The sequence below is a fragment of the Actinomadura sp. BRA 177 genome (assembly GCF_013372625.1).
Lineage (GTDB): Bacteria > Actinomycetota > Actinomycetes > Streptosporangiales > Streptosporangiaceae > Spirillospora.
This window is the reverse complement of sequence record NZ_JABXFD010000319.1, coordinates 1-20,952: the sequence shown is the minus strand read 5'-3', so window position 1 is coordinate 20,952 and position 20,952 is coordinate 1. Positions and strand designations below refer to the sequence as shown.

General features: G+C 71.2%; 20 protein-coding genes and 1 pseudogene. 14 read left to right on the top strand and 7 right to left on the bottom strand.

The genetic code is table 11. The annotated features are described in order from the left end of the window. Positions 1 to 394, top strand: a 394-nt coding sequence (locus HUX53_RS16260) for a CdaR family transcriptional regulator (protein WP_176404044.1), incomplete at its 5' end; no start/stop codon positions are given. 81 nt (positions 395 to 475) lie between these two features. On the opposite strand, the gene HUX53_RS16255 is transcribed toward HUX53_RS16260, so the two are convergent. Genes HUX53_RS16255 through HUX53_RS16235 form a run of 5 tightly spaced genes read right to left on the bottom strand, consistent with a single transcriptional unit; the run spans position 476 to position 5,066 of the window. After that, the gene (locus tag HUX53_RS16255; RefSeq protein WP_176404043.1) at positions 476 to 1,465 is read right to left on the bottom strand and encodes a branched-chain amino acid ABC transporter permease; all 990 of its coding nucleotides are present in this window, start codon (positions 1,463 to 1,465) and stop codon (positions 476 to 478) included. Between the two features lie 13 nt (positions 1,466 to 1,478). After that, positions 1,479 to 2,339 (bottom strand): branched-chain amino acid ABC transporter permease, encoded by an 861-nt coding sequence (locus HUX53_RS16250; RefSeq protein ID WP_176404042.1) that lies wholly within the window; start codon positions 2,337 to 2,339, stop codon positions 1,479 to 1,481. Between the two features lie 9 nt (positions 2,340 to 2,348). Next, on the bottom strand, positions 2,349 to 3,587 hold the full coding sequence (locus HUX53_RS16245; RefSeq protein ID WP_176404041.1) for an ABC transporter substrate-binding protein: 1,239 nt from the start codon (positions 3,585 to 3,587) through the stop codon (positions 2,349 to 2,351). 11 nt (positions 3,588 to 3,598) lie between these two features. After that, positions 3,599 to 4,291 (bottom strand): ABC transporter ATP-binding protein, encoded by a 693-nt coding sequence (locus tag HUX53_RS16240; RefSeq protein ID WP_176404040.1) that lies wholly within the window; start codon positions 4,289 to 4,291, stop codon positions 3,599 to 3,601. Then, positions 4,278 to 5,066 (bottom strand): ABC transporter ATP-binding protein, encoded by a 789-nt coding sequence (locus HUX53_RS16235; RefSeq protein WP_176404039.1) that lies wholly within the window; start codon positions 5,064 to 5,066, stop codon positions 4,278 to 4,280. The genes HUX53_RS16240 and HUX53_RS16235 overlap by 14 nt, the downstream gene beginning before the upstream one ends. A 260-nt stretch (positions 5,067 to 5,326) precedes the next feature. Between HUX53_RS16235 and HUX53_RS16230 the strand changes: the two genes are divergently transcribed. After that, complete coding sequence (locus tag HUX53_RS16230) at positions 5,327 to 6,616, top strand: tannase/feruloyl esterase family alpha/beta hydrolase (RefSeq protein ID WP_176404038.1); 1,290 nt, start codon at positions 5,327 to 5,329, stop codon at positions 6,614 to 6,616. A gap of 6 nt (positions 6,617 to 6,622) precedes the next feature. Here the strand turns inward: HUX53_RS16230 and HUX53_RS16225 are convergent, their stop codons facing one another. Further along, complete coding sequence (locus HUX53_RS16225; protein ID WP_309237261.1) at positions 6,623 to 7,651, bottom strand: PHP domain-containing protein; 1,029 nt, start codon at positions 7,649 to 7,651, stop codon at positions 6,623 to 6,625. A gap of 84 nt (positions 7,652 to 7,735) precedes the next feature. Here HUX53_RS16225 and HUX53_RS16220 point away from each other — a divergent pair, with 84 nt between their 5' ends. The 10 genes from HUX53_RS16220 (at position 7,736) to HUX53_RS16175 (ending at position 18,203) form a co-directional block, all read left to right on the top strand. Next, positions 7,736 to 9,121 carry a sensor histidine kinase gene (locus HUX53_RS16220; protein WP_255205311.1) on the top strand — a complete coding sequence of 462 codons (1,386 nt, stop codon included), beginning with the start codon at positions 7,736 to 7,738 and terminating at the stop codon, positions 9,119 to 9,121. After that, the gene (locus tag HUX53_RS16215) at positions 9,118 to 9,783 is read left to right on the top strand and encodes a response regulator transcription factor (protein WP_176404036.1); all 666 of its coding nucleotides are present in this window, start codon (positions 9,118 to 9,120) and stop codon (positions 9,781 to 9,783) included. The genes HUX53_RS16220 and HUX53_RS16215 overlap by 4 nt, the downstream gene beginning before the upstream one ends. 131 nt (positions 9,784 to 9,914) lie before the next feature. Continuing rightward, positions 9,915 to 10,853 carry an alpha/beta hydrolase gene (locus tag HUX53_RS16210; protein ID WP_176404035.1) on the top strand — a complete coding sequence of 313 codons (939 nt, stop codon included), beginning with the start codon at positions 9,915 to 9,917 and terminating at the stop codon, positions 10,851 to 10,853. A gap of 274 nt (positions 10,854 to 11,127) precedes the next feature. Then, positions 11,128 to 12,255: an acyltransferase gene (locus tag HUX53_RS16205; RefSeq protein ID WP_176404034.1), complete on the top strand. Its 1,128-nt coding sequence runs from the start codon at positions 11,128 to 11,130 to the stop codon at positions 12,253 to 12,255. 11 nt (positions 12,256 to 12,266) lie between these two features. Next, complete coding sequence (locus HUX53_RS16200) at positions 12,267 to 13,292, top strand: alpha/beta hydrolase (RefSeq protein ID WP_176404033.1); 1,026 nt, start codon at positions 12,267 to 12,269, stop codon at positions 13,290 to 13,292. A 54-nt stretch (positions 13,293 to 13,346) separates the two neighbouring features. Next, positions 13,347 to 14,516: a helix-turn-helix domain-containing protein gene (locus HUX53_RS16195; protein ID WP_309237260.1), complete on the top strand. Its 1,170-nt coding sequence runs from the start codon at positions 13,347 to 13,349 to the stop codon at positions 14,514 to 14,516. A 93-nt stretch (positions 14,517 to 14,609) separates the two neighbouring features. After that, positions 14,610 to 15,524: an ACP S-malonyltransferase gene (locus tag HUX53_RS16190; protein ID WP_176404032.1), complete on the top strand. Its 915-nt coding sequence runs from the start codon at positions 14,610 to 14,612 to the stop codon at positions 15,522 to 15,524. Further along, positions 15,521 to 16,489: a beta-ketoacyl-ACP synthase III gene (locus tag HUX53_RS16185; protein WP_176404031.1), complete on the top strand. Its 969-nt coding sequence runs from the start codon at positions 15,521 to 15,523 to the stop codon at positions 16,487 to 16,489. Before HUX53_RS16190 ends, HUX53_RS16185 begins: the two co-directional genes overlap by 4 nt. 55 nt (positions 16,490 to 16,544) lie before the next feature. After that, complete coding sequence (locus HUX53_RS16180) at positions 16,545 to 16,811, top strand: acyl carrier protein (RefSeq protein WP_131943374.1); 267 nt, start codon at positions 16,545 to 16,547, stop codon at positions 16,809 to 16,811. A gap of 84 nt (positions 16,812 to 16,895) precedes the next feature. Next, positions 16,896 to 18,203: a beta-ketoacyl synthase gene (locus tag HUX53_RS16175; protein ID WP_176404030.1), complete on the top strand. Its 1,308-nt coding sequence runs from the start codon at positions 16,896 to 16,898 to the stop codon at positions 18,201 to 18,203. Between the two features lie 302 nt (positions 18,204 to 18,505). Here the strand turns inward: HUX53_RS16175 and HUX53_RS16170 are convergent, their stop codons facing one another. Further along, the gene (locus HUX53_RS16170) at positions 18,506 to 19,000 is read right to left on the bottom strand and encodes a DUF3145 domain-containing protein (RefSeq protein WP_163057090.1); all 495 of its coding nucleotides are present in this window, start codon (positions 18,998 to 19,000) and stop codon (positions 18,506 to 18,508) included. 297 nt (positions 19,001 to 19,297) lie between these two features. Between HUX53_RS16170 and HUX53_RS16165 the strand changes: the two genes are divergently transcribed. Further along, entirely contained in the window at positions 19,298 to 20,494 is a 1,197-nt protein-coding gene (locus HUX53_RS16165; protein ID WP_176404029.1) for a S8/S53 family peptidase, read from the top strand. Positions 20,495 to 20,719: 225 nt separating this feature from the next. Continuing rightward, a pseudogene (locus HUX53_RS16160) lies at positions 20,720 to 20,952 on the top strand (cobyric acid synthase CobQ); the annotation flags it as partial.

Genomic DNA, 20,952 nt, shown 5'->3' with positions numbered 1-20,952 from the left:
GGCGGGCGTCGCGTCCGCGCACCGGGAGGCGCAGCGCTGCGCCGACGCCCTGCTGTCCCTCGGCCGCCGCGGCGACGGCGCCGGCGCGGCCGAACTCGGCTTCGTCGGCCTGCTCATCGGCGACGACCGGGACGTGACGGGCTTCCTCACGAGCGCGCTCGGGCCCGTCCTCGACTACGACGAGCGGCGCGGCACGTCCCTCGTCCAGACCCTGGAGGCGTACTTCGGGATGGGCGGGAGCCTGTCGCGGACGGCGGAACGCCTGCACATCCACGTGAACACCGTGAGCCAGCGCCTCGACCGCATCGCGCGCCTGCTCGGCGAGGACTGGCAATCGCCGGAGCGGGCGCTGGAACTTCAGCTCGCCCTGCGCCTGCACCGCCTTTCCCGCTGAATCACCTTTCCCGCTGAAAACGTCCTCCCGCTGAAACAGCAGCGTGCCGCCCCCGGATCGGGAGCGGCACGCTGCGGGGTTTCAGGCCGGGGCGCCCACCTTCGCGTCGTCCGGCTCGGGGACGGGATGCTTGCGGGACGTGCGGGCGGCGATCACGTCGCGCGCGGTCCCCCAGACACCGCGGCGGAACAGCAGCACGACGATGATGAATATCGCACCGGTGATGATGCCGGTCTCCTGGAACCCGGCCGTGGCCAGGTAGTCGTGCAGCTCCACGATCAGCGCGGCACCGATGGCGCCACCCCACAGGGTGCCGATGCCGCCGAGGACGACCATCATCACGGCCTGCCCAGAGGTCGTCCAGTAGACGCCCTGCAGGGACGCGAAGCCGTGCCCGATGGTGAACAGCCCGCCGGCGAGCCCTGACAAGGCCGCCGACAGGACGAAGGCGAGCAACTTGTAGCGGTCGATGCTGTAGCCGAGTGCCCGCGCCCTGGCCGGGTTGTCGCGGATGGACATCAGCACACGTCCGAAGGGGGAACGAACGATGCGCCAGGCCACGAACATCCCGGCCAACACGAACGGGAGGGCCGCGTAGTAGAAGAAGAACGGGTCGGACAGGTCGACCCCGAAGAACTCTCTTGGGATGCCTTGGAGGCCGTTCTCTCCGCCTGTCGCGTCCCTCCACTGATTGGCGACGAAGTAGACCATCTGGGCGAAGGCCAAGGTGACCATGGCGAAGTAGATGCCGCGCAGCCGGACGGACAGGAACCCGATCGGAACGGCGAGAGCGCCCGCGAAGACGGCTCCGCCTAGGACGGCCACAGGGAATGGCAACCCAGAGTGCAAGGCGATCAACCCGGTGGCGTACGCAGACCCGCCCCAGAAGGCGGCGTGCCCGAACGACAGCAGCCCGGTGAAACCGAGCAGCAGGTCGACGGCGGCGGCGAACAGCGCCCAGCAGACGATGTCCAGCGCGACCGGCGGGTAGATGAACCACGGCAGGACGAGCGCCACGATGAGCCCCACGGCCAGCAGAAACGGCCGTCCGGCCAGTTTCGAGAGGATCACTGCGTCTCCTCAATCACAGGGCCTCCTCGCGTCCGAACAGGCCGGCGGGACGCCACAGCAGGACGGCGGCCATGAGGATGAACACCAGCGTCTGCGAGAGCGACGGGACGTAGTAGTTGCCGAGGGCCGAGACCAGCCCGACCGCGAACCCGGCGGCGACCGAGCCGAACACCGACCCGAGCCCGCCGATCACGACGACCGCGAACACCGTGATGATCAGATCCGAGCCCATCAGCGGGTTGACCGCCCGCATCGGCGCCGCGAGGACGCCGGCGAACGCCGCCAGCGCGATGCCGAACCCGAACACCGGCGTCACCCAGCGGGCGACGTCGATGCCGAGCGCGCGGGACAGTTCGGGCTTCTCGGTCGCCGCGCGGACGATCATCCCGACGCGCGTCCGGGTGAGGACCACCCACACGGCACCGCAGATCAGCACCGACATCGCGAGCACGAACACCTGGTAGGCGGGATAGGTGAACAGCCCCAGGTTGACCGACCCGCCCAGCGCGGACGGCCGCGGATACGGCTGTGACTGCACGCCGTACTGCCGTTTGACCAGGTCTTGCAGGATCAGCGCCAGGCCGAAGGTGAACAGGAAGTTGTAGAGCGGATCCAGGGGCGCCAGCCGGCGGATGAACAGCCGCTCCAGCACCACGCCGACCACGCCCATCACGACGGGGACGATCGGCAGCGCCAGCCAGAAGTTCACGCCGAACGAGTCGAGCGCGATGAACGCCCCGAACGCGCCGAGCATGTAGAACGCGCCGTGCGCGAAGTTGACCACGCCCAGCATCCCGAAGATGACGGACAGGCCGAGGGCGAGCAGGGCGTAGAACGCCCCGCCCACCAGCCCGTTGAAAGCCTGTTGCAGCACGTCAGGCCCTCACAGGTTGCAGGCCGCGTCGGGCTGCTGGAACGCCTCCGCCGCCGGGATCGTCTTGACGATCTTCTCGTAGTCCCACGGCTCCTTGACCTCGCTGGACGGCTTCACCTGCGCGATGTAGGCGTCGTGGACGAGCAGGTGGTCCTCGGCCCGGATCGTCCCGGTGGAGGTGAACACGTCGTTGACCTTGTGGCCTTCGAGCTGCTTGACCACGGTGTCGGACTTGTCGGTGCCGCCGCGCTGCACGGCCTCCAGGTACTGGAGCGCCGCGGAGTAGTCGCCAGCGTGGACGGCCGTCGGGCGGGTGTCCGTCTTGGCCTTGAACTTGTCGGCCCAGGCGCGGTTGCCCGCGTTGGCGTTCCAGTACCAGAAGTCGGTGAAGTACGTCCCGTCCAGTGCGTCCGAGCCGAGGGAGTGGATGTCGGTCAGGAACATCAGGCCGACCGCCAGGCCCACGCCCTTGTCGCGGAGCTTGTACTCGTTGTACTGCTTCACCAGGTTGACAAGGTCACCGCCGGCCTGCATGGCGCCGAGCACCTGCGGCTTGGGGTCGAGGTTGGGCGCCTTCAGAAGGAACGTGGAGAAGTTGTCGTTCGGGAACGGCGTCGGGTCGCTCTTCACGACCGTCCCGCCGGCGCCCTTGATAGCGGCCGAGAACGTCTTCTCCATGTCCTGCCCGAACGCGTAGTCGGGGTAGACGATGTACCAGTTCTTGGCGCCGTCCTTGGTGACCTCAGTGCCCGTCCCATGGGCGAGCATGTAGCTGTTGTAGCCGTAGTGGAAGGTGTACTTGTTGCACTGCTTGCCTTCCAGCTCGGTCGTGGCACCGCCGACGTCGATGAACACCTTCTTCTTGCTCTTGGCGACGTTGGCGACGGCGAGCGCGGCCGACGAGGTCGGGACGTCCACGATCAGGTCGGCCTTCTGCCGGTCGTAGAGCTCCTGGGCCTTGGAGTTGGCGATCTCCGGCTTGTTCTGGTGGTCGGCGGAGACGACCTCGATGTTCTTGCTGACCGCCTTGTCGCCGTATTTCGCCTTGAAGTCGGCGACCGCCATCTTCACCGCCTCGACGGCGTTCTTGCCCGACAGGTCGGCGTAGACGCCGGACTGGTCGGTCAGCACCGCGAGGACGATCTTGTCGTCGCTGATCTTGCCCCCGCCCCCGCCGGGACCGCCCGCGCAGCCGGCCAGCAGCGCTCCGGCGGTCGCGAGCGCGGCCGAACGTCCGAGAACTTTCATGGGGGTTCTCCCTAGATTCCGAGGTACTGGAGGAGTTCGTCTTCGCGGGCGCGGACCTCGTCGTTGTCCATGGACTCGACGATCCGGCCCTCGGCCAGAAGGTGGTGGCGGTCGGCGACGGTGGCGGCGAAGTGCACGTTCTGCTCGATGAGCAGGACGGTCACGCCCGCGGCCTTGACCTCGCGGAGGATCTCGCCGATCTGCTGGACGATCAGGGGCGACAAACCCTCGGTGGGTTCGTCGCACAGCAGCAGCCGGGCACCCGTCCGCAGCACCCGGGCCAGGGCGAGCATCTGCTGCTCGCCGCCCGACAGCTTCGTCCCGGGGAACCGGCGCCGTTCTTTGAGGCGGGGGAACGTTTCGTAGATCCGCTCCAGGGACCAGGGATCCGGGCCCATGCCTGGCGGGAGCGTCAGGTTCTCTTCCACCGACAGCGTGGCGAAGATGCCACGGTCGTCCGGGACGTAACCAAGGCCGCGCCGCGCGCGCTTGTGCGGGCTCATGGCGGAGATGTCCTCGTCCAGGAATCGGACCGTTCCGGACGTCCCCTTGTGGAGTCCCATCAGGGCGCGCAAGAGCGTGGTCTTGCCGGCACCGTTGCGTCCGACGAGCGTGACGATTTCGCCCTTCTCGACGTGCAGGGACACGTCACGCAAGGCTTGGGCCTCGCCGTACCAGGCGGACAGCCCGTCAATGCGCAGCATTGGAGTCTCCGAGGTAGGCGGTGACGACGCGGGGGTCGTGGCGGATCTCGGCGTAGGGGCCTTCGACGAGGACCTGGCCGTGCTGGAGCACCGTGACCCGGTCGGCGAGGCTGGAGACGACGCTCATGTTGTGCTCGACCAGCACCACCGTCCGTCCGGCGCGCACCTTCTTGATGAGGTCGACCGTCCGGCCGACGTCCTCGACGCCCATGCCGGCGGTCGGCTCGTCCAGCAGCAGCACCTTGGGGTCGAGCGCGAGGGCCAGCGCCAGCTCCAGCGCGCGCTTGCGGCCGTAGGCCAGCGCGCCCGCCGCGATGTCCGCGTGGTCGCCGAGGCCGACCTGGCCGAGCAGTTCGGCGGCGCGGTCGCCGTAGCGTCCGAGCGCCCGGTCCGACCGCCAGAACCGCCAGCCGAGCCCGGTCCGCCCGGCCAGCGCCAGCTCCACGTGCTGGCGCGGCGTCAGCTCCGCGAACAGGCTCGTGATCTGGAACGACCTGGCGAGCCCGAGCCGCGCGATCCGCTCCGGGGTCCGGCCGGCCAGCTCGTGGCGGCCCAGCCGGACGCTGCCCTCGGTCGGCTTCAGGAACCCGGTCAGCAGGTTGAACAGCGTCGTCTTGCCGGCGCCGTTCGGCCCCACCAGCGCGTGGACGGAGCCCTCCCCGATGTCGAGGTCCACGCCGTCCACGGCGCGGAAGCCGCGGAACTCCCGCACCAGGCCCCGTGCTTTGAGAACCGGCGCCTTGAGATCCGGGGCCTCCGGGACGGGATCGCCCATGCGCCCTCCTCACGTTCGTCGTAGGTGGCCCGGAGCACACCGGGCCGCCGTGACCGGGAACGCTAGGTCGCGTCCGAGGGCCGGACCATGTGAGCCGCCTCCACATTCGGACCCGCCGATACGGCTGTGACCCACATCACGTGCAGGTCACGGCCCTTCGCACATGCCGCGTTCCGCTGATATGTGGACGAGCCACGTGGTCGCGGTCACAACGGGCGCTCACCATAGCGGGGATCCGCCGTCCCTCCCGAGGAGGCCGAATGCTCGTCCGCACCGTCCTGACCGCCGGCGCCGTCGCCGCCGCCCTGGCCGCACCGGCACACGCGCAAGAACACGCGCTCACGGTGCCGGGAGCAGAGAAACTGGTGGAAGCCCGCCTGGACGACCTCACAACGGCCGGGACGATCGCGTCCGGGCACACCGTCCCCGCGGACTTCGCCGGCCTGCACGCCACCGGAACGCGCAACCCGACCGGCGTCCCGGGCATCCAACTGGACGGTTATTTCCCGGACACCTCGACCTTCAACACCAACAACGGCTGGAACCACGACGCGCAATTCGTCATCCGCCTGCCCGACCACTGGAACGGCGGCCTCGTCGTCGCGGGCTCCCCCGGCAACCGCCGCCAGTACGCCAACGACTTCACCATTTCCGACTGGGCCCTCGGTAAGGGCTACGCCTACGCGGCGACGGACAAGGGCAACAGCGGCCTGGAGTTCTACAAGGACGGCCGCCGCCCCGGCGACGCCATCGCCGAATGGAACCACCGTCTCACCCAGCTCACCCGCGCCGCCAAGAAGGTCGTCCGCAAACGCTACGGCCACTCCCCCCGCCGCACCTATGCAGCCGGAATCTCCAATGGCGGCTACCTCGTCCGCTGGCAACTGGAGAACCGCCCGCACCTGTACGACGGCGGCATCGACGCGGAAGGCACCCTCTGGCGCGCCGACGGCCCGAACCTGTTCACCTATCTCCCGGCCATCCTGCGCGCCTACCCGTCCTACGCGGCCACCGGCGACCCGTCCGCCCACAATGCGCTCCTGAAGGCCGGCCTCGCCCCCGGCTCGGAATTCCTCTGGCCATTCCACGACCAGGTCTACTGGGAACTCACCCAGCGCATCTACCGCGAAGAATTCGACCCCGCCTACACCGGCTCAGAGGCCGACTACAACTACGCCGCACGCCCCAAGAAGGTCCACCGCGCCGTGGCCCGCATTTCCCTCACCGGCAAAATCCGCAAACCCCTGATCACCCTCCAGGGAACCTACGACTCGCTCCTGCCGATCAGCACCGACTCCGACGTCTACGCGAAACTCGTCCGCGCCCGCGGAAAGGCCCCCTACCGCTACTACCGCCTGGAGGCCGCCAACCACGTCGACGGCCTCTACGACACCTACCCGAACCGCCTGCGCCCCCTCCTCCCCTGCATGCGCACGGCCTTCACGGCCCTGGAGTCCTGGACGCGGAACGGCACACCCCCACCAAAGAGCACCACGCTCCCCCGCCCCACCTCCGGCGACCTCCTCAACACCTGCTCCCTCACCGGCTGAGGGCCGTCAGAGTTTGGCGCGCGTCCAGGTGAGGAGGTCGTCGGCCGGGAGGGTGTTGACGATCTGGGACGCGGGGACCGCGCACCGGGCGGCTCGTTCGCAGCCGAAGGGCTGCCAGTCGAGCTGGCCCGGGGCGTGGGCGTCGGAGTCGATCGAGAAGCGGCAGCCGGCCTCGACGGCGAGGCGCAGCAGGCGTTTGGGCGGGTCGAGGCGCTCCGGGCGGGAGTTGATCTCGCCGGCGACGTCGTAGGCGGCGCAGGCGTCGAAGACGAGGGCGGCGTCGAACTCCGACTCGGGGCGGAGGCCGCCGCGCTTGCCGCCGGCTTTGACGATCCGTCCCGTGCAGTGGCCGAGGATGTTCACGCGCGGGTTCGCGATCGCGGCGACCATGCGCTTCGTCATGGCGACGCGGTCCATGCGGAGCTTGGAGTGGACGCTGGCGACGACGACGTCCAGGCGTTCGAGCAGGTCGGGGTCCTGGTCGAGGGTGCCATCGTCCAGGATGTCGACCTCGATGCCGGTGAGGATGCGGAACGGCGCGAGGTCCGCGTTCAGCGACGCGACGACGTCGAGCTGGCGGCGGAGGCGGTCGGCGGACAGGCCGTTCGCCACCTTCAGGCGCGGCGAGTGGTCGGTCAGCGCGAGGTACTCGTGGCCGAGGCCGCGGGCGGTCTCGGCCATCTCCAGGATCGGTGAGCCGCCGTCCGACCAGTCGCTGTGGGTGTGGAGGTCGCCCTTGAGCGCGGAGCGCAGCGCGGCCGTGGCCTCGTCCAGCGGCTCGCCCTCGGTCGCCTCCAGGCGGCGCAGGTAGACGGGGGTCCCGCCGCGCAGCGCCTCCTCGATCACCAGCGCGGTGACCTTGCCGATGCCGGGCAGGGCGGTCAGTGTGCCGTCGCGGGCGCGGTCGGCGAGTTCGTCCGGGGACGTCCGCTCGGCGAGGTCGGCGGCCGTGCGGAACGCCCGGACGCGGTAGGTCGGCTCGTGGGCGCGCTCCAGCAGGAACGCGATGCGGCGCAGCGCTTCGACGGGCTCCACGCCTCGCACCGTACCCAGGTATTACGCGACGTGTCCCACCATGGTCGCATCCGGCGCGGCCGTCCGGTCTCTAGCCTGGTCGTCATGGCCGGGGACAAGACCGAGATGACCGGGGTCGAGATCAGGACGGCCGAGGACGAGACCGGGACGACCGGGAACAAGACCGGCATGGCACGGGACGAGACCGAGGACGCGCCGAATCTGCTGCGCGCGGTGCTGCGGAACGGGATCCTGGCCGCCCTGGTGACGGGCCGCGCCGAGCCCGCGCCGCCGCTGGACCGGCCCTGGCCGGCGGGGCTGCGGTGGACGCGGTTCCTCGGCATCGGGCGGCTGCCGTTCGGGCTGGTGACGAACCTGTTCTGGCTCTTCGTCACGATCCTGATGATCAACGGCACGGCCTCGATGCTGAGCGAGCCCATGCGCGCCGAGCAGTCCGGGTATCCCGGGGACGGCACGGTCCTGCTGCTCGCCGTGCTGGTGACCGCGCCGCTTGCGCTGCGCGACCGGCATCCGCTGGCCGCCTGGCGGATGAGCTTCGCGGCGATGGCGGTGCTCGCCCTGAGCCCGTGGCCGCCGGACATCGCCTACACCGAGGGCGGCGCCTTCGCCGCGCTCATGTGCGTCTACACGGTGACGGTGCGCTGCTCGCGGGACATCACGCTGGGCGTCGCGATCCTGTCGTTCGCCGGTGTGTGGCTCAAGGACGACGACTCGGCGCCCGGGGCGTCGCTGCTGCTCCTCGTGCCGCTGGCGGTGGGCTATGCCGTCCGCGTCCGCCAGACGTCGCGGCGGCAGCTGGCCGAGCAGGAGCGGCGCCACCAGGACGCCGAGGCGGTGCTGACCGAGCGGCAGCGGATCGCGCGGGAGCTGCACGACGTCGTCGCGCACCACATGTCGATGATCGCCATCCAGGCGGAGGCGGCCCCCTACAAGGTGAACGCCATGCCGGACGAGACCCGCCTCGACCTCGCCGAGATCCGCGCGACCGCGCTGGACGCGCTGACCGAGCTGCGCCGCGTCCTCGGCGTCCTGCGCGCGGAGGACGGCGCCGAGATCGCGCCGCAGCCGAGCCTGGAGCGGCTGGACGAGCTGATCGGCAACGCGCGGAACGCGGGCCTGCGGGTCGAGGCGCGGCTGGACGGCAATCTCGCCGGGCTGCCGCCGGGCGTCGGCCTCACCGCGTACCGGATCCTGCAGGAGGCGCTGAGCAACGCGATGCGGCACGCGCCCGGTTCGCGGGTGGACGTCCAGGTTTCCCAGGATGGTGGCATCGTATGGCTGGGCGTGGTCAACGGCCCGCCGGGCGGCGGGCAGGTGCCGCGCCCGCCGCTGCCGGGCGGCGGCCACGGGCTGCTCGGGATGCGGGAGCGGGCCACCGCGCTGGGCGGTGAGCTGACCGCCCGTCCCACCCCCGAGGGAAGATTCGCCGTGACCGCCACGCTGCCGGTGCAGGCCCGGGAGACGACGTGACGATCCGCGTCGTGATCATCGACGACCAGGGCATGGTGCGCGCCGGGTTCGGCGTGCTGCTGAACGCCCAGCCGGACATCGAGGTCGCCGGCGAGGCCGTCAACGGCGAGGAGGGCGTGCGCCGCGTCGCCGAACTGCGTCCCGACGTGGTGCTGATGGACGTCCGCATGCCCGTCCTGGACGGTCTGGAGGCCACCCGCCGGATCCTGGACGGCGCGGGCGACGGCGCGCCGAAGATCCTCATGCTCACCACGTTCGACCTGGACGAATACGTCTACGCGGCGCTGCGGGCGGGGGCCAGCGGGTTCCTGCTGAAGGACGCGTCCGCGACCGAGCTGTCCGACGCGGTGCGGATCGTGGCGGCGGGCGACGCGCTGCTGTCCCCGTCGGTCACCCGCCGGCTGATCGCGGAGTTCTCCCGGCTCGGCGGGCCGCGCGCACCATCCCGCAAGCGGCTGGACGAGCTGACCGAGCGGGAGACGGAGGTCTTGGCGCTGGTGGCGCGGGGCCTGTCCAACGGGGAGATCGCCGGGAAGCTCGTCGTCGCCGAGCAGACCGTCAAGACGCATTTCGGGCGGATCCTGATGAAGCTGGGCCTCCGGGACCGCCCGCAGGCGATCGTCTACGCCTACGAGGTGGGGCTCGTCCGCCCCGGCGACTGATACCTGCGCGCGAGACATCGGACTCAGGTCGCACTCCGCAAGTTCACTCTGCCGGTTGATCTCCGATATGCCGTTCGGTTTCTAGCTTCCTGGTCAGTGCCGCAAACCACTGACCAGGAAGGACGCAGCGGATGCCGCGTGCCCGCAAGACCGTCGCCGCCGTCTCACTGCTCGCGGTCGGCGCGGCGGCCCCAGCTGCGAGGACCGCCGACCCGTACGCCGCGCCGGCGCCGGTGCCCGCACTGTCGTCCACCACCCTCGACACCCGGTACCAGGCCGCCGACCGCGATATCGGGCGCGCCCTGGCAACGGCAGAACACCTCCACGACGAGGACCGGACACAAGCGCTGCAAGCGTTCTTGACGCCCGGCAGGCGATTCCTGGCATTCGACCCACGCGGCAAGGGACGAACCGTCGAAGTCATCGGCGACCTAGAGCACGCCGACCGGATCGCCGTCCTCGTGCCCGGTGCGGACAACAAGCTGACCAACTACGACTCCCCCAAGTTCGTCGGCGGCGACAGCCGCGCCCTCTACCGCGAGGCCCACGCCGGCGCCCGCCTAGCCGTGATCGCCTGGCTCGGCTACGACTCGCCCTCCATGCTGAGCACCGCCGCCCTGACGGACGACAACGCAGAGGACGGCGCCCGCAGCCTCCAACGCCTCCTGACCGGCGTCCACCACGTCAACGGACACGCCCGCTTCGCCCTGCTATGCCACAGCTACGGTTCCGTGGTCTGCGCAAAGGCCGCCCGCCGCGTAGCCGCACTGCCGGTAGACGACATCGCCCTCTTCGGCAGCCCCGGCACCACCGTGGACAAGGCCGCCGACCTGGGAACGTCCGCACGCGTATGGGCGGCCCGCGCCAAGGGCGACTGGATGCGCTTCGTCCCGAACCTCCGCTTCGGCGGCCTGGGCTTCGGCGCGGACCCCGCCTCCCCCGCCTTCGGCGCCCTCCGCTTCGACGCGGGCTCCGGCCCGCACAGCGCCTACCTCAAGCCCGGTTCGCTCGCGCTCCGCAACCTCACCAAGATCGCCCTCGGCCACCCCGCGGAGGTCACCCGTGCCTGACACCGAACAGCGCAGGGCCCAACCACCCGAGACGCCGCCGCCTGCAACACCCCCCGGAGGTGAGCCCGCCGCTGATGATCGGCCGCTCCCCGCACCCAGGGCCAAGGCACCCCAGGCCAAGTCAATCCAGCCCAAGTCAACGCGAGCCGGGACAGCACGAGCCAAGACAGCACAGGCCGAGACAACGCAGGCCGAAGTGCTGCGGGCCGAGGCTGCGCGGGCCAAGACAGTGCGGGCCAAGACAGTGCGGGCCGAGGTGGTGCGGGTTGGGTCGTTGGCGGGGATCGGGCGGCGGGTCGGGGACGCGGCCCAGCGTGATCATGCGGTGGACGCGTTGCGGGTGTTCGCGATTCTTGGGGTCGTCCTCGGCCACTGGCTGGTCACGGCGTTCGTTTCGGCCGGGCCCGGGCGCCTGCACGTGACCAGTCCGTTGAAGGCGATGCCGGAGCTTGCTCCGATTCCTTGGGTTTTTCAGACGCTTGCGGTGTTCTTTCTGGTTGGGGGTTACTCGGCGGCTAAGGCGCGGCGGCCCGGCGAGGCGTGGGCTTCGCTGATGCGGCGGCGCCTGACGCGGTTCGCGCGGCCGTTGCCCGTTCTGGGCCTCGTCTGGGTTCCGGTCACGGCGGCGCTGTGGTGGGCCGGGTTCTCGGCGGGGACCATCCGGACGATGGTCGAGCTGGTGCTCAGCCCGCTGTGGTTCCTGTGCGTGTACGTGGTGCTGACGGCGTTCACGCCGATGATCGCGGCCGCCTGGGAGCGGTTCGGGCTTTGGGGTGCTGCCGTCCTTGTCGCTGCGACCGCCGTAATCGACCTCGGACGCTTCGCGCTCGGCGCGCCCGGCTGGACGGGCTGGGCGACCGTCCTCACCGCTTGGGTCCTGCCGTTCTACCTGGGGCTCGGCTGGGCGGACGGTGGGCTGCGCAGGCGGTCCGGGCTCGTCCTGCTGGGCGGCGGCGCGACCACGACGGCACTGCTGGTCCTTTTCGCCGGGTATCCGGCGAGCATGGTCGGTGTGCCGGGCGCGGCGGTGTCCAACCTCAGCCCGCCGACGCTCGCCGCGGTTGCGTTCGGGCTCGCGCAGACGGGCCTCGCAGTGCTGCTGCACCGTCCCCTCACCCGCTGGACGCGACACGCCCGGGTGCGGTCGGCGGTCGGGCGATTCGGCCGGTCCGCGATGACGGTCTTCCTGTGGCACCAGACCGCGCTGATGGGCGTCACCACGGTGACACTGCTCACGTTGGGTAGCCTGCAGGGAGTGCACTCCGCACCCGGCGGCCCGGAATGGATCCTGACGCGCCTTCCGTGGCTGGCCGTCTGCGCGGCCGCGCTGACCGTGATCACGGTCCTGGCCGGCCGGTTCGAACGCGGGCCGTCCCGCCCGCGTAAAGATCTTGGATGGTAGAGATACGCAGGATGCCGCCGTACCGAAGCATGCCGGGCACGCCCGCCAGGGCGCCGCGCTCCCGGCGGCCGCGGCGGCTCCTCGCCGCGGCCGCGTCCATCGGCGTGATCATGCTGACGACGGCCGGCACCGGGCACGCCGACCCGTACGCGGCGCCCGTCCCCGTCCCCACGATGGCGCCCTCGACGCTGGACGTCCGGTACGCCACCGAACGCCGGGCGATCGAGAAGGCGCTGCAGACGGCGCAGGACGTCGGCGACGTGGACCGCGGCAAGGCGCTCGGCGCGTTCCTCCAGCCCGGCCGCCGCTTCCTCTACTTCGACCCGCGCGGCGGCGGACGGGCCATCGAGGTCGTCGGCGACATCACCAGGGCGCGGCGGATCGCGATCCTCGTCCCGGGCGCCGACACGACGCTGTCCGCGTTCGACAAGCGGGGCGGCAAGCCGTGGTCGACCCCGGGCGGCGGCGCCCGCGCCGTCTACGCGCAGGCCCGCTCCATGTCGCCGAACCCTGGGCTGGCCGTCGTCGCCTGGCTCGGGTACGCGGCGCCCAAGACGTTCAGCAGTGACGTCCTCACCGACGACAGGGCGTCCGAAGGCGCCGGGAAGCTGCGCCACTTCCTCAAGGGCCTGCATCGGGTGAACCCTGCCGCGACCGTGGGTCTGCTGTGCCACAGCTACGGTTCGGTGGTGTGCGGCCGTGCGGCATTGGACGGCCCCGACAGCGCCGCCTGGCGCCAGGTCACCGACATCGCCCTGTACGGCAGTCCCGGCACGACGGCATGGTCGGCCGCCAAGCTGAGCGACACCGCCCGGGTCTGGGCGGGACGAGGGACGACCGACTGGATGGAGGACGTCCCCCACGTGCGCATCTTCGGGCTCGGGCTCGGCCCCGACCCGGTGTCCCCCGACTTCGGCGCGCGGGTCTTCGACGCCGGATCCGGCGGCCACAGCGACTACCTCGCCCCCGGCTCGACGTCCCTGCGCAACCTCACCGACATCGCACTCGGGCATGTCTCCGAGGTAAGTCCGGGCTGACCCCGTTACCCACCTGGGGACGGCTCATGGCCGCGGTGGTGGCACCCTGGGGTGGTGGACACCGCGAACGAGACCGCAATCCGCGAGCAGACCACCCAGCGCCTGGAGAAGGCGATGGGGACGTTCGGCACCGCGGCCCTGACGAGCATGGAGGAGCAGCTCCCCTGGTTCCGGCGCATGCCGGCCGACCAGCGCTCCTGGATCGGTCTCGTCGCGCAGGCGGGCATCGCCGCGTTCGTCGAGTGGTTCAAGAACAACGAGAAGACGCGCCCGGCCATCGCCGGCGAGGTGTTCGGCACCGCGCCCCGCGAGCTGCTGCGCTCCATCAAGCTGCACCACACCATCGACATGGTCCGCGTCATCATCGAGGTGGTGGAGACCCGGCTGGACGAGCTGGCCGCGCCCGGCGGCGAGGCCCAGCTCCGCGAGGCCATCCTCCGCTACACGCGGGACGTGGCGTTCGGCGCCGCCCAGGTCTACGCGCGCGCCGCCGAGACGCGCGCCGCATGGGACGCACGGCTGGAGGCCCTCGTCGTCAACGCGGTCCTCCGCGGTGAGGTCGATGACGGCATGCACTCCTGGGCCGCCGCCCTCGGCTGGACGTCCAAGCCCGTCACCGTCATCGCGGGGTTCACCCCAGAGGACGAGGAGCCCGAGGTCACCATCGACCAGATGCAGGTGGCCGCGCGGCGTGCGCGCGCCGACGTGCTGGCCGGCGTCCAAGGGCGCCGCGTCATCGTCATCGTGGGCGGCGACACCGACCCCATGGAGGCGGCCCGTCCCATCGCCGCCAAATGCGGTCCCGGGCCCGTCGTCGTCGGCCCGCAGGTCCCAGACCTCTACGATTCCACCCATTCCGCCCAGGCCGCCGTCGCGGGCCTCCGCGCCGCCGCCGGATGGCCCGACGCGCCCCGTCCCGTCCCGGCCACGGAACTGCTGCCCGAACGTGCCTTGGACGGCGACGACGACGCGCGCGGCTACCTGGTGGAGAGCGTCTACAACCCCATGCTCGCCGCCGGCGCACCCCTCCTCGACACGCTCACCACGTACCTCGAACAGGGGTCGTCGCTGGAGGCCACCGCGCGGCTGCTGTTCGTCCACCCCAACACCGTCCGGTACCGCCTGCGCCGCGTCACCGAGCTGACCGGGCTCGCGCCCACCGACGGACGCAACGCCTTCACCCTCCGCATAGCCCTCGTCCTGGGCCGTTTCCAGAATCGCTGAGCCATACCTTGTAGAGGTCGTACAAAGCCCGCTGACCAAACTTCGTCGTGATCGGTATCGAGACCAGCGGGCATTAACGGCAGGCTGGACGCTGTGATACTCCTCGCATCGCCCGGCCAGGGCGCTCAGACCCCCGGCTTCCTGCAGCCATGGCTAGAGATACCCGGAGTCGCCGACCGTCTCGCGTGGTGGTCGGCGGTCACGGGGCTCGACCTGGTCAGGTACGGCACGGAGGCCGACGCCGAGGAGATCCGCGACACCGCCGTGGCGCAGCCGCTGCTGGTCGCCGCCGCGCTCGCCGCCTACGAGGTGCTCTACGAGGACACGGTCCCGGACGCCGTCGCCGGCCACAGCGTCGGCGAGCTGGCCGCCGCCGCGATCGCCGGGGTGCTGACGCCGGAGGCCGCGCTGGTGCTCGTCCGGGAGCGGGGCCGGGCGATGGCCGAGGCCGCCGCCGTCACCGAGACCGGGATGACCGCCGTGCTCGGCGGCGAGCCCGACGAGGTCCTCGCCTCCATCGACAAGCACGGGCTCACCCCCGCGAACGTCAACGGCGCCGGCCAGATCGTCGCCGCCGGGACGATGGACCAGCTCGCGAAGTTCGCCGACGAGCCGCCCGCCAAGGCGCGGCTCCGCACGCTGTCGGTCGCGGGCGCGTTCCACACCGAGCACATGGAGCCCGCCGTCGCGACGCTCCGCCGGCTCGCGCCCGGCGCCCCCGTCGCCGACCCGCGCCCGAAGCTGCTGCAGAACCGCGACGGCGCCGTCGTCGCGGACGGCCGGGACTTCGTCGGACGCCTCGTCGACCAGGTCAGCGCGCCCGTCCGCTGGGACGCGTGCATGGCCGCGATGCGGGACCTCGGCGTCACCGGGATCATCGAGCTGCCGCCCGCCGGGACGCTCACCGGCCTCGCCCGCCGCGAGCTGAAGGGAATCGACCTGGTGGCCCTGAAGACCCCCGCCGACCTGGACAAGGCCCGCGAGCTGATCAAGGCGGACGCGTCATGACCGCCGCGCTGCAGATCCCCGAGATGACCGCCGGCTCCCGCATCCTGGCGTTCGGCGACTACCGCCCGTCCCGTGTCGTCACCAACGACGAGATAGCCCAGACGGTCGACACCAACGACGAGTGGATCCGCAGCCGCGTCGGCATCGCCGAGCGGCGCATCGCCGGCGACGACGAGGGCATCGTCGAGCTGGGCGTGCACGCGGGCGCCAAGGCCCTCGCGGGCAGCGGGCTCGCCCCGTCCGACATCGACCTGGTGATCCTCGCGACCTGCTCGGCGGAGTCGCCGATGCCGGGCCACGCCCCGCAGGTCGCGCACCGCCTCGGCATCGACGCGCCGGGCGCCTTCGACCTGAACGCCGCGTGCGCCGGGTTCTGCTACGCGCTCGCCACCGCCAGCGCCGCGGTCCGGGCCGGCAGCGCCCGCAACGTGCTGGTGATCGGCTCGGAGAAGATGTCCCAGTGGATCGACTGGACCGACCGCTCCACCTGCATCATCTTCGCGGACGGTGCGGGCGCCGCGGTCGTGGCCGGCAGCGAGTCCGCCGGCATCGGCCCGGGCGTGTGGGGCAGCGCCGGCGACAAGTACGACAAGATCATCATTGATGACCGGCACGCGTCCATCCGGCAGGAGGGCCAGTCGGTGTTCCGCTGGGCCACCACCGCCATCGCGCCCGTCGCACTGGAGGCGTGCGAGCGCGCCGGCGTCAAGCCCGAGGACCTCGCCGCCATCGTCCCGCACCAGGCCAACCTGCGGATCATCGACGCCATCGCCCGCAAGGTGAAGGCGACCAACGCCGTCGTGGCCGACGACATCGTCCACTCGGGCAACACCTCCGGCGCCTCGATCCCGCTGGCGATGTCCCGCATGATCGAACGCGGCGACGTGCCGTCCGGTGCCCCGGCCCTGCTGGTCGGATTCGGCGCCGGGCTGTCCTACGCTGCCCAAGTCATCCAGATCCCGTAGGCCGTCACGCCGCTCGCAGGCTCTGGACCAACCCACCGAAGGAGAACGCAGAACCATGGCAGAAGTCGCCACCGAACAGCAGATCCTGGACGGCCTCGCAGAGATCATCGACGACATCGTCGGCATCGACAAGTCCGAGGTGACCCCCGAGAAGAACTTCATCGACGACCTCGACATCGACTCGCTGTCGATGGTGGAGATCGCGGTGGCCGCGCAGGACCAGTTCGGCGTCGAGATCCCCGACGACGAGCTGCGCAACCTGAAGACCGTCAAGGACGTCATCAACTTCGTCCAGAACCTGCAGACCACGGCCAAGAGCTAGCAACGCGGGGAAGGCGCGCCGCCGTCCCGGCCGGAGGCGGCGCGCCTTCCGTTCACCCCTCACAGTCCGCAAGGAGCACCCACTATGAGCAAGAGCCAGACCAGAGTCGTGGTGACCGGTCTCGGTGCAACGACCCCTCTCGGCGGAGACCTGCCGTCGACCTGGTCCGCCCTGCTCGCCGGAGAGTCCGGGGTCCGCCCCCTGGACTGGGAGGGCGTCGAGGACCTGCCGGTCCGGTTCGCCGCGACGCTGAAGGTCCAGCCGGACGAGGTCATCCCGCGCCAGTCGATGCGCCGCCTCGACCGCAACCAGGCGATCGCGCTCATCTCCGCGCGCGAGGCGTGGGCGCACGCCGGGTTCGCGCCGGCCGAGGGCGGCAAGCCGCAGAAGGGCATGGAGAAGGCCGGCGTGGACGGCGGCTACACCGTGGACGGCGAGCGCCTCGGCGTCGTGTTCTCCAGCGGCATCGGCGGCCTGCACACCGCCCTCAACAGCTACGACGTGTTCAAGGAGAAGGGCTGGTCGCGGGTCTCGCCGTTCACCGTCCCGATGCTGATGCCGAACGGCGCGTCCGGGCACGTCGGCATCGAGTTCGGCGCGATGGCCGGCTCGCACGCCCTGGTCAGCGCCTGCGCGTCCAGCGGCGAGGCCGTCGGCTACGCCATCGACATGATCCGCGCGGGCCGCGCCGACGTGGTGATCTGCGGCGGCACCGAGTCGTGCATACACCCGCTGCAGATGGCGTCGTTCGGCGCCATGCGCGCCATGTCGACCCGCAACGACGCACCGGAGCGCGCGTCCCGGCCCTACGACAAGAACCGCGACGGGTTCGTGCTCGGCGAGGGCGCCGCGGTGCTGATCCTGGAGTCGGAGGAGCACGCCCGCGCCCGCGGCGCGCACATCCACGGCATCGCGGCCGGCGCCGGCTACTCCGGCGACGCCTACGACATCGTGCTGCCCGACCCGAGCGGCGCGGGGCAGGCCAAGGCGATGCAGCGCGCCCTCAAGGACGCCGGGCTGGAACCGTCCGACATCGTGCACATCAACGCGCACGCCACCTCGACCCCGGCCGGCGACGTCGCCGAACTCGCCTCCATCAAGGCGGGCCTCGGCGAGGACGCCGCCCGGCAGGTCGTCGTCACCGCCACCAAGTCGATGACCGGGCACCTGCTCGGCGGCGCCGGGGCGCTGGAGTCGGTCTTCACCGTCCTCGCGCTGAAGGAGGGCCTCATCCCCTTCGTCGCCAACCTGGAGGACCTCGACGACGAGGCCGACCTGGACATCGTCCGGGACGAGCCGCGCAAGATCTCCGACGGGCCCGCCGCGGCGCTGAACAACTCGTTCGGCTTCGGCGGCCACAACGTCTCGGTCGCGTTCCAGCGCGCCCTCTGACCCACGCACGAGGACGGCCCGGCGAGCTTTCCGCTCGCCGGGCCGTCCTCGTGCGTAACGGGTGCCCGAGACCACACCGAGCCATCCGGGACATCCGCCGCCCAGCCATCCGCGCCAGGCCCATCCGGCTGCCAGGCCGTCCAGGCGTTGGGCCCTCCGGCTGCCGGACCGTCCAGCTGTTGGACGGTCCAGAGGCCGGGCCGTCCAGATGCTGAGCCGTTCGTCGTCGGCTGGGCGGGCGGGGCGCACTCGTTGCGGGGCGGGCACGCTCCGGGCCGCCGGGGCCGGCGGGCGAACGGGGCTCAGACGGCGGCGTGCAGCCAGCGGACGGGGGCGCCGTCGCCGGCCCTGCGGAAGGGCTCCAACTCGTTGTCCCACGGGGTGCCGAGGAGGCGGTCGAGCTCGTGCTCCAGCGTCGTCTTGCCGACGGCGGCGTTGGCCATGACGGAGCGGAGCCGGTCCTCGGGGACGAGGATGTCGCCGTTGGCCCCGATGACACCGGAGAAGACGCCGAGGGACGGGGTGAAGCTGAACCGGACGCCGTCGGTGCCGGGCGTCGGGTCCTCGGTCGCCTCGAACCGCACGAGCTTCCAATTTCGCAGCGCGGAGGTGATGCCGGCGGCGGTGCCCGGCCTGCCCTCCCAATGCAGTTCGGCGCGCAGCGTTCCCGGCGCGGCCGCCTGATCCGCCCACTCAAGGGAAACGGGCACACCTAGAACACCTGCGGCGGCCCACTCGATGTGCGGGCTCAGCGCAGGCGGCGCGGAGTGGACGTAGAAGACGCCACGTGCGGTCACCGGACCTCCTGGATCTGTACCGAGGCTCGTCTTCCCCTACGGCCTCGTACGTCCCAAGTCGGCGTCCGCGTCCCTCATTGTGCATCATCGGCCCGTCTCGCACCACCGGGGAACCGTTGTTTATTGAACGCTTGACCATGCGATGCACGTCGTTCACCGGGCCTGCGCGCCAAGACTAGGGGCTCGGACGCCGGCGGGCAGGCGAAAGCGCGCAAGCCGGCCACACCCCTCCCCGGTGACGGAACGTCGCCGATCAGGCACTATGAGCGCGGGGGTCGCGGGCGAGAGCGAGGACCGATGTTCGATCAGCAGGCGCGGCTCGACCGGGTACTCGCGCGCCACCCCGACGCCGCGGTGGTGGAGCCGCTGCCGGGACGTCCGGCGCTGATCCGCCGGGACCAGATCCTGGTCGCCGGCCCGGACGCCGGCGCCGCCGAGGACCTCGTCCGGCGCTGGTTCGACTCGCGCGAGGACGAGCGCGGCGTCACCCGGCTGCGGCTGCGCGCCCCCGCGAGGGTGGACGTGTGCGAACTCGCCGCCTTCCTCTCGACGGACGCCCGGTCCCGGCGGCTGAGCGCGTCCCCGAACCACCTCGTCCTCGGCCAGCCGATGTGGTGGAGCGGGCCCGCAGACTTGCCCCGTCCGGCCGCGCCCCTGCCCCCACCTCAGGCAGCGCGGGCCCGGCGGGACGTGACGGTCGCGATCCTGGACACAGGTCTGTCGCCGCACCCCTGGTACGCCGAAACCGACTGGTACCGCGAGCAGCGTGCGGAGGTCACGGAGGTACTGGACGCCGATCTCGACTTCGAACTGGACGCCCAGGCCGGGCACGGGACGTTCATCGCGGGCATCGTCCTGACCCAGGCGCCGGCGGCGAGGCTGCGGGCCCGCCAGGTCATCGGCGGCGACGGCGTCGGCGACGAACTGGACGTGATCCGCGGGCTGCACTGGCTCGCCGACTGGGGCCGCGCGGACATCGTCAACATCTCCCTCGGCTGCCACACCTACAACGACCGTCCGTCCCCGGTACTCGCGCGAGCGGTCGCCGCGCTCGGCCGCCGGACGGTCGTGGTGGCGTGCGCGGGCAACGCGGCGACCGACCGTCCCTTCTGGCCCGCCGCGATGAAACCGGTCATCGGCGTCGCGGCACTGGACGGCGGCGACCGCGCCTGGTTCTCCAACCACGGCTGGTGGGTGGACGCATGCGCGCAGGGCGTCGGCGTAGCCAGCACATTCGTCTCGTTCGACGGAACGCGCCCACCGGTCCGAGGCCTCGACCCCGACCAATTCCAGGGCTACGCAACCTGGAGCGGAACATCCTTCGCAACGCCCGTGGTCGCGGGCCAGATCGCCGGCCGCGCGGCGACGGAGGACATCAACGCGGTCACCGCAGCAGACCACGTCCTAGACCCAACAACACACCCAGTCCTCGCCGACCTAGGCGTAATCGTCACCCCACACGAGCAGACCGACCCCCAGGACGCCCCCAAGTAAGACTTCCCCAACCAAGCAGGCGACTCGCCCACGCACGCCCCTGCAGCCACAAACAGGCAGGCACCCGCCTCGTCCAGCCGGCGGCCGGGTCACAAGAGTAAAACCCCACGGCGGGCGGACGGCCTCGGGCGGCGTGTGTCCAGCGGGCGGCCTCGGCCGGGCGGGCGGTGGGGGGGCGGGGGTGGTCCGGTGGAGAGCAACGTGGGGGGCGGCGGCAGTGTGGACATGGGGGTGGCGCGGGCGCCCGACCTTCCGGTGGGGGTCGGCGGTGATATTGACCGCGGTGTGGTCTTCGCGTCCTTGATCGGGACGGTCGCGCTGCTGGAAGAAGCGGATCAGGCCCTTGTCGCGGTGTTCATCATCAACAAGTTCCGGGATGCGCACGAACTGCTGAAGGCGGGGCTGGAGCAGTTTGCGGCCCTTACTGGGCGACCGACACTGGGCGTGCTGCCCTGGAA

Coding starts and splice junctions, on each gene's coding strand:
- HUX53_RS16245 (WP_176404041.1), bottom strand. CDS start 3,587: ATGAAAGTTCTCGGACGTTCGGCCGCGCTCGCGACCGCCGGAGCGCTG.
- HUX53_RS16240 (WP_176404040.1), bottom strand. CDS start 4,291: ATGCTGCGCATTGACGGGCTGTCCGCCTGGTACGGCGAGGCCCAAGCC.
- HUX53_RS16235 (WP_176404039.1), bottom strand. CDS start 5,066: ATGGGCGATCCCGTCCCGGAGGCCCCGGATCTCAAGGCGCCGGTTCTC.
- HUX53_RS16230 (WP_176404038.1), top strand. CDS start 5,327: ATGCTCGTCCGCACCGTCCTGACCGCCGGCGCCGTCGCCGCCGCCCTG.
- HUX53_RS16220 (WP_255205311.1), top strand. CDS start 7,736: ATGGCCGGGGACAAGACCGAGATGACCGGGGTCGAGATCAGGACGGCC.
- HUX53_RS16210 (WP_176404035.1), top strand. CDS start 9,915: ATGCCGCGTGCCCGCAAGACCGTCGCCGCCGTCTCACTGCTCGCGGTC.
- HUX53_RS16200 (WP_176404033.1), top strand. CDS start 12,267: ATGCCGCCGTACCGAAGCATGCCGGGCACGCCCGCCAGGGCGCCGCGC.
- HUX53_RS16185 (WP_176404031.1), top strand. CDS start 15,521: ATGACCGCCGCGCTGCAGATCCCCGAGATGACCGCCGGCTCCCGCATC.
- HUX53_RS16180 (WP_131943374.1), top strand. CDS start 16,545: ATGGCAGAAGTCGCCACCGAACAGCAGATCCTGGACGGCCTCGCAGAG.
- HUX53_RS16175 (WP_176404030.1), top strand. CDS start 16,896: ATGAGCAAGAGCCAGACCAGAGTCGTGGTGACCGGTCTCGGTGCAACG.
- HUX53_RS16165 (WP_176404029.1), top strand. CDS start 19,298: ATGTTCGATCAGCAGGCGCGGCTCGACCGGGTACTCGCGCGCCACCCC.